The sequence below is a fragment of the Pseudomonas sp. AGC41 genome (assembly GCF_057334555.1).
The window spans coordinates 12,875-26,140 of sequence record NZ_JBHFJB010000117.1; the positions used below are offsets into that span (position 1 = coordinate 12,875).

Below are 13,266 nucleotides of genomic sequence, written 5' to 3' on the forward strand. Positions count from 1 at the left end.
CTCCCACAGGGTTTTCGGTGGTTCTGGATTTAGCGAACCACCCCTTCCTCCACCAGCAGCTTCAGAATCGCCTCGGCCCCGGCCTCCGGGCTCACGCCCTTGAGCACCTGCCCGCCTCCACCGCTGGCCTTGGCCGTGGCGGCTTTCATGCGGTCGGCGCCGCTCTTGGCCTTGATCACCTTCAGGCGCTTGGGCCGTGGCTTGGCCGGTTGCAGGGTCGCCACCGCCAAGAGGGCGTCGTCGACCACTTCAACTTCTTCCGCCTGCAACGCCCCACGCCGCGCCGGGCCATAGGCGCTCTGCCGTGGTTTCGGCGCGGCGTTATCCACAGTGGCCAGGAACGGCAGGCGCACCTTGAGCCGACGGCGCTGACCGCGGGGCAAGGCTTGCAGCACCAGGGCCACGCCGTTGTCGATGGATTCGACCTGGGCCAACCCCACCACCAGCGGCCAGCCGAGGTTTTCCGCCAGCAGAAACGGCAGCATGCCCGAACCTTCACCGGTTTCCGCCTGGCTGCCGGTGAGCACCACTTGGGCGCCGGCGTCGCGCAGATAATCGGTCAGCGCCGGCAATGCATCGGCGCCTTCCGGATTATCCAACACGTGAAGCTCATCCAGGCCCATGCCCAGGTAGGCGCGCAAGGCTGGTTCGGCCACGTCGCCGGCGTGCAACACTTGCAGTTCGTCGCCGGCCAGTTGCAGGCCCAGCTCCACGGCGCGGGCGTCCTGTTCGGCGCGCCGGGGCCGACCGGAGGTCGGGTGGGCGCCGATGGAGACGAGGCTGATCACTTGGGTACTCATGCACGTTTCCTTAGCTTAAGCCGCATCGCGCCTGGCTTCGTTGCGGTAAGCCTCTACCGCCGCGATCAGGGCCTGGAGAATCGCCGCGCTGTCACCGATCACCGACAGGTCCGCACGCTTGATCATGTCGCAGCCGGGATCGAGGTTGATCGCCACCACCTTGTCGCAGGCGCCGATACCTTGCAGGTGCTGGATCGCCCCGGAAATCCCCACGGCGACATAAACCCGTGCCGTGACCCAGGTGCCGGACGCACCGACCTGGCGATCGCGGGCCATGTAACCGTCGTCCACCGCCACCCGCGAGGCGCCTTCGGTCGCGCCCAAGGCCGCCGCAGTCCTGTGGAAAAGCTCCCAGTCCTTGACGCCGTTGCCGCCGGAGAAAATGAATTCGGCCTCGGCCATCGGGATCGCGCCCGGATCCACCGCCACCGCACCAAGATCCTCGATCCGCGACAAGCTGCGCGCCACGCTTGTGGATAACTCCACCGGCAAGGCTTCGTGGCGGGTCTCGCTAACCGGCTCGGCGCACTCGGCCGCTGCCAGGATCAATCGCGCCAACGGCCGAGCCAGGTCTTGCAGGCCCGCACCGGCGCGGCCGATGCACTCCTCGCCCTTGACCTGCCAGACACGAGTGGCCGGACGTTCGCCCAAAGCCGCGGCGAAGCGCCGACCCAGTTCACCACCGCCGCTGCGGCTGTCCGGTAGCAGCCAATGGCGTGGGTTGAACTGGTTATCCACAGCCCGCAGGCCTTGCACCCGCTGTTCCGGTGCATAACCGCTGAATTCATCGCCCTCAAGCACCAGCAAGCGGTCCACGCCCGCCGTGGCGAACGTGTTCTCTTTATGCTCGCCGAAGACCACCACCAGGACCGCGCCTTCCGCGCCCGCCAATTGATGGGCCAGGCCCAACAGGTCGCGGTCGTGACTGCTGAGACGACCACCGACCATGTCCGGGACCACGCTGATGTAGAACGCCGGTTGCGGCACCTGATGCAGCGGTAGTTGCACTTCAGTGGCCGCGGTGCGCTTGCTCGCGCCGCCCTGCTGGGCGCCGCTGCGGTCGATGCGCTTGATGCCGTTGGGGCCGATGAAGCCGATCCCATGGACGTTCTTGCGAATGACGCCGTTAGGCCCCATCCAGCTGTGCTGCGCCGGTTGCATGGCCGCGTGCAACGGATGCAGGCGGTTGCGGGCGATCCACTCGGCGCGAGGGTCGCGGCGGATGATGTCGCTCATCAATGCACCTCCGCAGGTTCACGTTTGGCCGGAGCCACGGGTTTGCTCGGGGTCGTATCCTCGAGCAGCGCATCGGCCACCAGTTCGGCAATGTCCTTGATCATCGGTCGTGGTTCGACCACGCCTTCGAGCATCGCGGTGCACTGTGGACAACCCACGGCCACCAGTTCGGCGCCGGTTTCGCGGATGTCTTCCATGCGCATGTCAGGAATACGCTGCTTGCCCGGAATGTCGGTAATCGGCGCACCGCCACCGCCGCCGCAGCAACGCGAACGGAAACCGGAACGCTGCATCTCCTTGACCTCGATGCCCAGCGCACGCAGCACCTGGCGCGGAGCCTCGTATTCGCCGTTGTAGCGGCCCAGGTAGCACGGGTCGTGATAAGTCACGCTGTCGCCCTTGTGCTGGCCGAGGCTCAGCGCGCCGGCGTCGATGATTTCCGCCAGGTAGGTGCTGTGGTGCTGCACCAGGTAGTTGCCATCGAAGGCGCCGTATTCGTTTTTCAATACGTGGAAGCTGTGGGGGTCGCAGGTGACGATGCGGTTGAAGCTGTATTTCGCCAGGGTCTGGATGTTGCGCTTGGCCAACAGCTGGAACGTCGCTTCATCACCGAGGCGCCGGGCCACGTCGCCGCTGTCGCGTTCTTCGAGGCCGAGCACGGCGAAGTCGATTTTCGCCGCCTTGAGGACTTTGACGAAGGCGCGCAAGGTGCGCTGGTTACGCATGTCGAAGGCACCGTCGCCGACCCAGAACAGCACGTCGGTGGATTTTTTCTCGCTGAGCAGGTTCAGGTTCAGGTCCGCCGCCCAGTTCATCCGCCCGCCCGGGGCGAAGCCGCCAGGGTTGTCAGTGGCGATGAGGTTCTCCAGCACCTCGGCGCCCTTGTTCGGCGTGGCGCCCTTTTCCAGAGTCAGGTGCCGGCGCATGTCGACGATGGCGTCGACGTGCTCGATCATCATCGGGCACTCCTCGACACACGCCCGGCAAGTGGTGCAGGACCACAGCGTCTCGGCGTCCACCAGGCCGTTGACGATCGGCTGGTGTGGATTACCACCGTGCTCGCCGACGGGTTTGCCTGGGTAAGGACTGCCGGCGAACCTCGCATCGGTGCCGCCGGCCAGGCCGACGACCATGTCCTGGATGAGTTTTTTCGGGTTCAGTGGCTGGCCGGCGGCGAACGCCGGGCAGGCCGCTTCGCACTTGCCGCACTGCACGCAGGCGTCGAAGCCGAGCAACTGGTTCCAGGTGAAATCCTTGGGTTTCTCCACACCCAGCGGCGCGGCGGGGTCGTTCAGGTCCAGCGGTTTAAGGCCGGTGGAACGGCCGCCGCCAAAACGTTCTGCACGGCGGTGCCAGGCCAGGTGCAGGGCACCGGCGAAGGCGTGCTTCATCGGCCCGCCCCAGGTCATGCCGAAGAACATCTCCGAGACGCCCCAGAGCACGCCCAGCCCCAACAGCGCCACCAGCAACCAGCCACCGAAGTCCGCCGGCAGAATCCCGGCCACCGGCAAGGTCACCAGGAAGAAGCTGATGGAAAACGCGAACAGGCTTTTCGGCAGGCGCATCCAAGGGCCCTTGGACAGCCGCGAGGGCGGGTTGCGACGGCGCAGGGCGATGAAGATCGCGCCGCTGAACATCAGCAACGTGGCGAACAGCAAGGCATAACCGAGGATACGGTTCTGCAGGCCGAAACCGTGCACCAGGATCGCCAGCACCGCCGCCAGGACAAACCCGCCCGCCGTGGCGACGTGCGTATTGGCAATGTACTTGTCCCGCGCCACCACGTGGTGCAAATCCACCATGTAGCGCTTGGGCATGGCAAAGAGACCACCGATCAGGTCGACTTTCGCCGGCCGCCCCCGGCGCCACATGTTCACCCGCCGCAAGGCACCCAGGGCCGCGAGGCCGAGGGCTGCGAACAGCAGGATTGGAAGAAGGGTGTTTAGCATCAGAGTCACCTCTGCGAGGTGCGAGCTGCAAGCTACAAGCTGCAAGAAAGAGCAGTAGAGACTGTGCTTTTACTTGGAGCTTGCAGCTTGTCGCTTGCCGCTACGCCGTCAAAAATCTTTACAAAGCCGAAGCGCGTCATAAATGGCGGCGTGTGTATTACGCTGGGCCACGCAGTCGCCGATGCGGAACAGCAGGTAGCCATCGCCACTTTGCTCCAGGCACGGCTGCGGCTTGATCGCGAACAGGGCTTCGACGTCGATCTGGCCCTTGTTGCGCGAACCTTCCTTCAGCGCGTAGTAGATTTCTTCGTCCGGCCGCACGCCGTTCTCCACCACCACCTGGTCCACCACACGCTCTTCCTTGGCGCCGGTGTATTCGTTCTCCAGCACCGCCACCAGCTTGTCGCCTTCGCGGTAGACCTTTTCCAGCATCATGTCCCCGGTCATGATCACTTCCTTGGGGTACATGCTGCGGTAGTAGGTCGGGAATGACGTCCCGCCAATGGCCACGCCCGGCTTGATATCGTCGGTGACGATCTCGACCTGGCTGCCCTTGTCGGCGAGGAAGTCCGCCACCGACATGCCGGTGAACTCGCAGATAGTGTCGTAGACCAGCACGTTCTTGCCCGGCGCAACCTTGCCGTCGAGCACGTCCCAACTGCTGACCACCAACCCTTCGGCGGCGCCCCAGTGTTCGTTCTGCTCGACGTTCGGGTGGCCGCCGACGGCCAGCACCACCACGTCTGGACGCAGGTCCATGATGGTCGGCGCATCCGCCGCCACGCCCAGGCGCAGGTCGACTTTCAGCCGCGCCAGCTCGAGTTGGAACCAGCGGGTGATACCGGCGATCTGGTCCCGTTGCGGGGCTTTCGAGGCGGTGGTGATCTGTCCGCCGATGAATTCCTTCTTCTCGAACAGCGTCACGTCGTGCCCACGCTCGGCGGCCACGCGCGCCGCTTCCATCCCGGCCGGGCCGGCACCGACCACTACGACTTTGCGTTTCGGCCCGGTGGATTTCTCGATGATGTGCGGCACGCCCATGTATTCACGTGAGGTCGCAGCGTTCTGGATGCACAGCACGTCCAGGCCCTGGTACTGGCGGTCGATGCAGTAGTTGGCGCCGACGCACTGCTTGATCTGGTCGATCTGGCCCATCTTGATCTTGGCGATCAGGTGCGGATCGGCGATGTGGGCACGGGTCATGCCGACCATGTCGACGTAGCCACCCTCGAGGATCCGCGTGGCCTGGTTCGGGTCCTTGATGTTCTGCGCATGCAGCACCGGAACCTTGACCACTTCCTTGATACCGGCGGCCAGGTGCAGGAACGGCTCCGGTGGATAACTCATGTTCGGAATGACGTTGGCCAGGGTGTTATGGGTGTCGCAACCCGAGCCCACCACACCGATGAAATCGAGCATGCCGGTATCGTCGTAGTACTTGGCGATCTGTTTCATGTCCTCGTGGGACAAACCGTCCGGGTGGAACTCGTCACCGCACAGGCGCATGCCCACGCAGAAATCCTCGCCCACTTCGGCGCGCACGGCCTTCAACACTTCCAGGCCGAATTTCATGCGGCCTTCGAAACTGCCGCCCCACTCGTCGGTACGCTTGTTGACCCGCGGGCTCCAGAACTGGTCGATCATGTGCTGGTGCACGGCGGACAGCTCGACGCCGTCCAGGCCACCGGCCTTGGCCCGGCGCGCGGCCTGGGCGTAGTTACCGATCACCCGCCAGATTTCTTCCGGCTCGATGGTCTTGCAGGTAGCGCGGTGCACCGGTTCACGCACGCCGGACGGTGACATCAGGGTCGGCCAGTTGAAACCGTCCCAGCGCGAGCGACGACCCATGTGGGTAATCTGGATCATGATCTTGGCGCCATGCTTGTGCATGGCGTCGGCCAGGTTCTGGAAGTGCGGGATGATGCGGTCGGTGGACAGGTTCACCGAACTCCACCATTCCTGCGGGCTGTCGATGGCAACCACGGACGAGCCGCCGCAGATCGCCAGGCCGATGCCACCCTTGGCTTTCTCTTCGTAATACTTCACATAGCGGTCGGTGGTCATGCCGCCGTCGGTGGCGTAGACCTCGGCATGCGCGGTGCTGAGCACGCGGTTGCGGATGGTCAGCTTGCCGATCTGGATCGGCTGGAACATTGCTTCAAAAGCCATGGCGCGATCCTCGACTTACAACGGCTTGACGATGAACAGGCCGTCGTCGTGGCCTTCTTCGGAACCGCCGTAGACCTGCTCGGCCACGGTGCGGATCTGGCTGCCGCGCGCGGCGAGGATCTGGTCCATGGCGCCGGCGAACCAGCCGGTGAACATGTAGTCGACCTTGCGCCCGACCTTGCCGTACACGTAGACGAACGCCGAATGTTCGAGCTTGACGCTGGCGGTGCCTTGGTCCAGGTCGATGTCCTGGATCTTGAACAGGCCCCAGCCACGTTGGGACAGGCGCTTCATGTAATGCTCGAACACCGCGACGCCTTCCAGGCCGTGACATTCGGCTTCTTTTTCGCACCAGTGCCAGGCGGATTTGTAGCCGGCATTGTAGAGGATTTCGGCGTAGGCATCGGCGCCCAGAACTTCCTCGATGCCCATGTGGTTGTTGACGAAGAAGTGCCGCGGCACGTACAGCATCGGCAGGGCGTCGGAGGTCCAGACACCGGTTTCGCTGTCGACTTCGATTGGCAGTTGCGGGGCGATCTTGGCCATGAAAACTTGACTCCGGAAATTCGTGATGTGCCTGCGGCGCGAGTGGCCGCAGGTAAAGGATTCAGTGACGCGACGGTGTTTATTCGCCCCAGACATCTTTCAAAATATTCACCCAGTTCTCGCCCATGATCTTGCGCACCACCCGTTCCGGGTGACCACGCTTGAGCAGCGTCTCGGTGAGGTTCGGGAACTCGCCCACGGTGCGGATGCCCAGGGGGTTGATGATCTTGCCGAAGCTGGTCAGACGACGGGCGTAGCCCTTGTCGTGGGTCAGCATCTCGAAGAAATCCTGGCCATGGCCCTGGGTGAAGTCAGTGCCGATGCCGATGGCGTCTTCACCGACGATGTTCATGGTGTATTCGATGGCTTCGGCGTAGTCGTCGATGGTTGAATCGATGCCCTTGGCCAGGAACGGCGCGAACATGGTCACGCCGACGAAACCGCCGTGGTCGGCGATGAACTTCAGTTCTTCGTCGGACTTGTTGCGTGGATGCTCTTTCAGGCCGGACGGCAGGCAGTGGGAGTAGCAGACCGGCTTCTTCGATTCGAGAATGACTTCTTCGGAAGTCTTGGAACCGACGTGGGACAGGTCGCACATGATGCCGACGCGGTTCATCTCGGCGACGATTTCACGACCGAAGCCCGACAGGCCGCCGTCGCGCTCGTAGCAGCCGGTGCCCACCAGGTTCTGGGTGTTGTAGCACATCTGCACCACGCCAACGCCGAGCTGCTTGAAGATCTCGACGTAGCCAAGCTGGTCCTCGAAGGCATGGGCGTTCTGGAAACCGAAGATGATGCCGGTCTTGCCCTGCTCCTTGGCGCGACGGATGTCGGCGGTGGATTTCACCGGGATCACCAGGTCGCTGTTTTCGCGGATCAGTTTCTGGCTGGCGACGATGTTGTTGATGGTGGCCTGGAAACCCTCCCACACCGACACGGTACAGTTGGCTGCGGTCAGGCCGCCCTTGCGCATGTCTTCGAACAGGTCGCGGTTCCACTTGGCAATGATCAGCCCGTCGATAACGATGCTGTCGGCGTGCAATTCGGCTGGGCTCATCAGGCAGTCCCCTTGTTGGCGATTCATGCGCCGAATCGTGTGCCGGCGCTTTGGGGCCAGCATATGCCTGAGGGCCGTGGCGACCGGGTGCAAAAACGACAGGGGAATTGCCGAAAGCGTCAATCCGCGACAATGGGCTGCGACAGGCCCACCCTGCCCATCTGTTCTTTACCCGGCGCTTGCGCCAGAATCCGCTGCACCACTGGATTTAACCGGACTCGAGCGACAACCGATGAAATCGATTTTCTTCGCCCTGGCACTGATCAGCACCGTCGCCCACGCGACCGAAGACACCGAACCCAACCCCTGCGACGAAGTTGAAAACGACGTCCAGACCCTGGCCTGTTCGGCCTACGGCAAGGCCGCCGCCGAACAACTGCTCAACGAAAACCTGCAAAGCCTCAACGAACGCCTGCAAACCCGCTATGCCAGCGACAAGGCCCAGCTCAACGACATCACCACCAAGATCAAGGCTGCCCAGCAACTCTGGCAAAAACAGCGCGAAGCCGACTGCGCGATCGCCGCCTTCCCGGCCAAACCCGGCAGCGACGCCTACAAAATCGCCGAAAACGACTGCATGGCCCAGGTGAGCGATGACCGGTCGGAGTTTTTGGAGTCGATTGGGCAAGAGTGATGCATAAGAAGCCGTTCAGCACGGTAAGCTGCGTGCATCTTCGGTAAAGGGATTCACATGAAAACTTGCGGCATCGAAATCAAAGGCAGCGAAGCGATCATCGCCGTTGCCTCGTTGGACCAACAGGCGTTAAGCCACGTCGCGCTGAGCACCAAAAAAATCGCCCTCGACGACGATGACGAAGCCGCCAACGTCAAGGCCTTTGCCGTGCAGGTTCGAGCGTTCGTGACGGACAACGGCATCGAACGCATCGCCATCAAGAAGCGCAGCAAGAAAGGTGAATTCGCCGGCGGGCCGACCACGTTCAAGATCGAAGGCATTTTCCAGTTGCTGGAAGGTTGCGAGGTGACGCTGCTGTCGCCGCAGACCATCAATGCGCAGAGCAAGAAACATGACTTCGCCCTGCCGGCGACGCTGAACAAGTATCAGCATGAGGCGTACAAGGCGGCCTGCTCGGCGTTGATGAAGAAATAGGTTTTTCCAGCCGAACACAGCCCCCGTGGCGAGGGAGCTTGCTCCCGCTGGGCTGCGCAGCGGCCCCGAAACCCGGCACCCTGGTGTGTCAGGTTGATTGAGTCGAGGACATTGGGACTGCTTCGCAGCCCAGCGGGAGCAAGCGCCCTCGCCACGGTGCAGGTCAAACCACCTCCCGCTCATCCCCCTGCCGTCGCCGGTCCTCCCGAGGACACCGAGCAAAGCGTGCCCGATAGCTGCGGGTGAAATACGACGGCGACTCGAACCCGCAGGCGATGCTCACCTCCAGCACACTCATGTCGGTCTGACGCAGCAGTTGCCGGGCCTTTTCCAGGCGCAAGCGCAGGTAGAAATTGCTCGGGGTGTCGTTCAGGTGCAGGCGGAACAGGCGCTCCAGCTGACGCCGCGTCACGTTGATCGACTCGGCCAACGCCAGGGTGCTCAAGGGCGGTTCGCTGTGGGTCTCCATCTCGCCGATAACCTGCACCAGCTTCTTGTTACGGATGCCATAGCGCGTGGCGATTTCCATGCGCTGGTGGTCCTTGCGCGGGCGAATGCGACCGAGCACGAATTGCTCGCTGACCTGGATCGCCAGCTCCGGGCCGTGGGCCTGGCCGATCAGGTCGAGCATCAGGTCGATGGAGGCAGTGCCGCCGGCACAAGTGATGCGACGGCGATCGATCTCGAACAGTTCCTGGGTCACGCCGAGCTGTGGATAAGATTCCTTGAACGCCTCGATCGCCTCCCAGTGCAGCGTCACCCGGTGGCCATCCAGTAGCCCCGCCTCAGCGAGGACCACGCTGCCGGTGTCGATACCGCCAAGGATCACCCCTTCATTGTCGAGTCGATGCAACCAGCGCTCCAACGCCGGGCTGGCAAATTTCAACGGTTCGAAACCCGCCACGACCCACAGCGTCGCACCCTTCTTCAGCGGCTCCAGCGCGGCGTCGGCGTTGACCGACATGCCATTGCTCGCCAGCACCGCACCGCCATCGGCGCTCAGTACATGCCAGCGGTACAGCTCGCCGCGAAAACGGTTGGCGACCCGCAAGGGCTCGATGGCCGAGATGAAACCGATGGCCGAGAAACCCGGCATCAACAAGAAATAGAAATCCTGGGACATGGAGCGCACTCGGTTGACGGGTAGCGTGCGGACCTTGATACGCCAGTTGCAAGCGTCGTTCAAGCGCACAGGTCGCTGCAGTGCAAGAGCAGGTCGCCGCTGTGCGTTTTGCCAACGTTCCGGCTGCGTACTTTGGCATCACCGGCACGCAGATGCCGGAACCCATAACAACAAGCTGCCGAGGAACCTGACAATGAAACACCTGATCAGCTACTGCGTTCTTGCAATCAGCGCCACGTTTGTCCTGAACCAGACTGCCCGCGCAGCCGAACCCGCCGCCTGCCAGAACGTGCGCCTGGGCGTGGTCAACTGGACCGACGTCATCGCCACCAGCGCCTTGACCCAGGTGATGCTCGATGGCCTCGGCTACAAGACCAAGCAGACCAGCGCCTCGCAGCAGATCATTTTCGCCGGCATCCGCGACCAGCGCCTGGACCTGTTCCTGGGCTACTGGAACCCGCTGATGACCCAGACCATCACCCCATTCGTCGAGGCGAAGCAGGTCAAGGTGCTGGAGCAGCCGAGCCTCAAGGACGCCCGCGCCACCCTGGCCGTACCGACTTACCTGGCCGACAAGGGCCTGAAGACTTTCGCCGATATCGCCAAGTTTGAGAAAGAGCTGGGCGGCAAGATCTACGGCATCGAGCCTGGTTCCGGCGCCAACACTCAGATCAAGGCGATGATCGCCAAGAACCAGTTCGGCCTGGGCAAGTTCCAGCTGGTGGAGTCCAGCGAGGCCGGCATGCTCGCGGCGGTGGACCGCGCCGTGCGGCGCAAGGAAGCCGTGGTGTTCTTCGGCTGGGCGCCGCACCCGATGAACGTCAACGTGCAGATGACCTATCTCACCGGCAGCGAAGACGCCCTCGGCCCGAACGAAGGCATGGCCAGCGTCTGGACCGTCACCGCGCCGAACTACGCCGAGCAATGCCCGAACGTCAGCCGCCTGCTGAGCAACCTGACCTTCAGCGCCGAAGACGAGAGCCGGATGATGCAGCCGCTGCTCGACCACAAGGACCCACTGGAATCCGCCCGGCAATGGCTGAAGGACCATCCGCAGGACAAGCAGCGCTGGCTCGAAGGCGTGACCACTTTCGACGGCAAGCCGGCCATCGACAACCTGAAACTGACCAGCAATTGATCAACCGTTATCCCTCTGCGCAGCTCCCAAGGGCTGCGCGGTGACTCACCACGCCTGAAGGAATCCGCACCATGAACCACGACGTCATCATCACCTGCGCACTCACCGGTGCTGGCGACACGACCGCCAAGAGCCCGCACGTGCCGGTCACCCCGAAACAGATCGCCGCCGCTGCCGTCGAGGCGGCCAAGGCCGGTGCCACGGTGGTCCACTGCCATGTGCGCGATCCGCAGACCGGCAAGTTCAGCCGCGACGTGGCGCTGTACCGGGAAGTGATGGAACGCATCCGTGAGGCGGACGTGGACATCATCGTCAACCTCACCGCCGGCATGGGCGGCGACCTGGAAATCGGTGCGGGGGAAAACCCGATGGAATTTGGCCCCAACACCGACCTGGTGGGCCCACTGACCCGCCTGGCCCACGTCGAGGAGCTGTTGCCGGAAATCTGCACCCTGGATTGCGGCACCCTGAACTTCGGCGACGGCGACACCATTTACGTCTCCACCCCGGCGCAACTGCGGGCCGGCGCCAAGCGCATCACCGAGCTGGGGGTCAAGGCCGAGCTGGAGATCTTCGACACCGGGCACCTGTGGTTCGCCAAGCAGATGATCAAGGAAGGCCTGCTGGATAACCCATTGTTCCAGCTCTGCCTGGGTATTCCGTGGGGCGCGCCGGCGGATACCACCACCATGAAGGCCATGGTCGACAACCTGCCCGCCGACGCGGTGTGGGCCGGCTTCGGCATCGGCCGCATGCAAATGCCGATGGCGGCACAGGCCGTATTGCTCGGCGGCAACGTGCGGGTCGGGCTGGAAGACAACCTCTGGCTGGACAAAGGCGTGCTCGCCACCAATGGACAACTGGTGGAGCGTGCCAGCGAAATCCTCAGCCGCCTCGGGGCGCGTGTGCTGACCCCGGCTGAGGGCCGCAAGAAAATGGGCCTGACCCAGCGCGGCTGAGCCGAACCTATTTATCCCCTTTGTGGGAGCGAGCCTGCTCGCGAAAGCTGTGGAACAGGCCACACATGCATCGACTGACACTCCGTCATCGCGAGCAGGCTCGCTCCCACACAGGCTCGTTGCACATTTTGGATCACCGAATCATTAGGGAAACCACCATGAGCTTCATCACCAACATCAAAACCTTCGCCGCCCTGGGCAGCGGTGTCATTGGCAGCGGCTGGGTCAGCCGCGCCCTGGCCCACGGCCTGGACGTGGTCGCCTGGGACCCGGCGCCGGGTGCCGAAGCGGCCTTGCGCAAACGCGTCGCCAACGCCTGGGGCGCCTTGGAAAAACAGGGCTTGGCACTCGGTGCCTCGCAGGATCGACTGCGCTTCGTCGCGACCGTCGAGGAATGCGTGCGCGAGGCCGACTTCATTCAGGAAAGCGCTCCCGAGCGGCTGGAGCTCAAGCTTGAACTGCACGCCCAGATCAGCGCCGCCGCCAAGCCGAAGGCACTGATCGGCTCGAGCACCTCGGGGCTGCTGCCGAGCGAGTTCTATGCAAACTCCACTCATCCGGAGCGCTGCGTGGTCGGGCATCCGTTCAACCCGGTCTACCTGCTGCCCCTGGTGGAAGTGGTCGGTGGCAAGCACACCGCGCCTGAAGCCGTACAAGCGGCAATGCAGGTCTACGAATCCCTTGGCATGCGCCCGCTGCACGTGCGCAAGGAAGTCCCCGGTTTCATCGCCGATCGCCTGCTCGAAGCGCTGTGGCGCGAGGCCCTGCACCTGGTGAACGACGGCGTGGCGACCACCGGTGAAATCGACGATGCCATTCGTTTTGGCGCCGGCCTGCGCTGGTCGTTCATGGGCACTTTCCTGACCTACACCCTGGCCGGCGGCGATGCCGGGATGCGCCATTTCATGGCCCAGTTCGGCCCGGCGCTACAACTGCCGTGGACCTACCTGCCGGCGCCGGAGCTGACCGAAAAACTGATCGACGATGTGGTGGAAGGAACGAGCGAGCAACTGGGGCGCCACAGCATTTCGGCGCTGGAGCGCTATCGTGATGATTGCCTGATGGCGGTGCTGGAGGCGGTGAAGGCCACCAAGGAAAAGCATGGAATGACCTTCAGCGAATAACACTGGTTCAGGGTCAGCAAGTCTGGCCCCTTCGCGAGCAGGCTCGCTCCCACAGGT

12 protein-coding genes are annotated in these 13,266 nt (G+C 63.4%); 5 read left to right on the forward strand and 7 right to left on the reverse strand.

Going from position 1 to position 13,266, the window contains the following annotated elements:
- Positions 1-29 precede the first annotated feature (29 nt).
- The 6 genes from etfB to ACE04F_RS20295 all read right to left on the reverse strand — a co-directional run bounded on the left by etfB (position 30) and on the right by ACE04F_RS20295 (position 7,757).
- Positions 30-800, reverse strand: coding sequence for an electron transfer flavoprotein subunit beta (gene etfB / locus ACE04F_RS20270; RefSeq protein ID WP_486109447.1), 771 nt, complete (start codon positions 798-800; stop codon positions 30-32).
- 15 nt (positions 801-815) lie between these two features.
- The gene (gene etfA / locus ACE04F_RS20275; RefSeq protein ID WP_486109449.1) at positions 816-2,036 is read right to left on the reverse strand and encodes an electron transfer flavoprotein subunit alpha; all 1,221 of its coding nucleotides are present in this window, start codon (positions 2,034-2,036) and stop codon (positions 816-818) included.
- On the reverse strand, positions 2,036-3,985 hold the full coding sequence (gene dgcB / locus ACE04F_RS20280) for a dimethylglycine demethylation protein DgcB (RefSeq protein WP_486109451.1): 1,950 nt from the start codon (positions 3,983-3,985) through the stop codon (positions 2,036-2,038). The genes etfA and dgcB overlap by 1 nt, the downstream gene beginning before the upstream one ends.
- Positions 3,986-4,093: 108 nt before the next feature.
- Positions 4,094-6,154: a dimethylglycine demethylation protein DgcA gene (gene dgcA / locus ACE04F_RS20285; protein WP_486109453.1), complete on the reverse strand. Its 2,061-nt coding sequence runs from the start codon at positions 6,152-6,154 to the stop codon at positions 4,094-4,096.
- 15 nt (positions 6,155-6,169) lie between these two features.
- Positions 6,170-6,700, reverse strand: a complete 531-nt coding sequence (locus ACE04F_RS20290; RefSeq protein ID WP_486109455.1) for a DUF5943 domain-containing protein — start codon at positions 6,698-6,700, stop codon at positions 6,170-6,172.
- A gap of 79 nt (positions 6,701-6,779) precedes the next feature.
- Positions 6,780-7,757 (reverse strand): dipeptidase, encoded by a 978-nt coding sequence (locus ACE04F_RS20295; RefSeq protein ID WP_486109710.1) that lies wholly within the window; start codon positions 7,755-7,757, stop codon positions 6,780-6,782.
- A 232-nt stretch (positions 7,758-7,989) separates the two neighbouring features.
- Here ACE04F_RS20295 and ACE04F_RS20300 point away from each other — a divergent pair, with 232 nt between their 5' ends.
- The gene (locus ACE04F_RS20300) at positions 7,990-8,391 is read left to right on the forward strand and encodes a lysozyme inhibitor LprI family protein (protein WP_486109457.1); all 402 of its coding nucleotides are present in this window, start codon (positions 7,990-7,992) and stop codon (positions 8,389-8,391) included.
- Between the two features lie 57 nt (positions 8,392-8,448).
- Positions 8,449-8,865, forward strand: a complete 417-nt coding sequence (locus ACE04F_RS20305) for a DUF3010 family protein (RefSeq protein ID WP_486109459.1) — start codon at positions 8,449-8,451, stop codon at positions 8,863-8,865.
- 163 nt (positions 8,866-9,028) lie between these two features.
- Here ACE04F_RS20305 and ACE04F_RS20310 read toward each other — a convergent pair whose 3' ends face one another.
- Positions 9,029-9,988 carry a GlxA family transcriptional regulator gene (locus ACE04F_RS20310; protein ID WP_434627534.1) on the reverse strand — a complete coding sequence of 320 codons (960 nt, stop codon included), beginning with the start codon at positions 9,986-9,988 and terminating at the stop codon, positions 9,029-9,031.
- A 193-nt stretch (positions 9,989-10,181) separates the two neighbouring features.
- On the opposite strand from ACE04F_RS20310, the gene ACE04F_RS20315 reads away from it, so the two are divergent.
- The 3 genes from ACE04F_RS20315 (at position 10,182) to ACE04F_RS20325 (ending at position 13,209) form a co-directional block, all read left to right on the forward strand.
- Positions 10,182-11,126 (forward strand): choline ABC transporter substrate-binding protein, encoded by a 945-nt coding sequence (locus ACE04F_RS20315; RefSeq protein WP_486109461.1) that lies wholly within the window; start codon positions 10,182-10,184, stop codon positions 11,124-11,126.
- Positions 11,127-11,197: 71 nt separating this feature from the next.
- Positions 11,198-12,085: a 3-dehydrocarnitine:acetyl-CoA trimethylamine transferase CdhC gene (cdhC, locus tag ACE04F_RS20320; protein WP_123454174.1), complete on the forward strand. Its 888-nt coding sequence runs from the start codon at positions 11,198-11,200 to the stop codon at positions 12,083-12,085.
- 158 nt (positions 12,086-12,243) lie between these two features.
- Positions 12,244-13,209, forward strand: coding sequence for an L-carnitine dehydrogenase (locus ACE04F_RS20325; protein ID WP_486109464.1), 966 nt, complete (start codon positions 12,244-12,246; stop codon positions 13,207-13,209).
- The last annotated feature ends 57 nt before the right edge of the window (positions 13,210-13,266 follow it).

Excerpts from the sequence above, each read along its gene's own strand:
- etfB (WP_486109447.1), bottom strand. The coding sequence starts at position 800 with ATGAGTACCCAAGTGATCAGCCTCGTCTCCATCGGCGCCCACCCGACC.
- etfA (WP_486109449.1), bottom strand. The coding sequence starts at position 2,036 with ATGAGCGACATCATCCGCCGCGACCCTCGCGCCGAGTGGATCGCCCGC.
- dgcB (WP_486109451.1), bottom strand. The coding sequence starts at position 3,985 with ATGCTAAACACCCTTCTTCCAATCCTGCTGTTCGCAGCCCTCGGCCTC.
- dgcA (WP_486109453.1), bottom strand. The coding sequence starts at position 6,154 with ATGGCTTTTGAAGCAATGTTCCAGCCGATCCAGATCGGCAAGCTGACC.
- ACE04F_RS20290 (WP_486109455.1), bottom strand. The coding sequence starts at position 6,700 with ATGGCCAAGATCGCCCCGCAACTGCCAATCGAAGTCGACAGCGAAACC.
- ACE04F_RS20295 (WP_486109710.1), bottom strand. The coding sequence starts at position 7,757 with ATGAGCCCAGCCGAATTGCACGCCGACAGCATCGTTATCGACGGGCTG.
- ACE04F_RS20300 (WP_486109457.1), top strand. The coding sequence starts at position 7,990 with ATGAAATCGATTTTCTTCGCCCTGGCACTGATCAGCACCGTCGCCCAC.
- ACE04F_RS20305 (WP_486109459.1), top strand. The coding sequence starts at position 8,449 with ATGAAAACTTGCGGCATCGAAATCAAAGGCAGCGAAGCGATCATCGCC.
- ACE04F_RS20310 (WP_434627534.1), bottom strand. The coding sequence starts at position 9,988 with ATGTCCCAGGATTTCTATTTCTTGTTGATGCCGGGTTTCTCGGCCATC.
- ACE04F_RS20315 (WP_486109461.1), top strand. The coding sequence starts at position 10,182 with ATGAAACACCTGATCAGCTACTGCGTTCTTGCAATCAGCGCCACGTTT.
- cdhC (WP_123454174.1), top strand. The coding sequence starts at position 11,198 with ATGAACCACGACGTCATCATCACCTGCGCACTCACCGGTGCTGGCGAC.
- ACE04F_RS20325 (WP_486109464.1), top strand. The coding sequence starts at position 12,244 with ATGAGCTTCATCACCAACATCAAAACCTTCGCCGCCCTGGGCAGCGGT.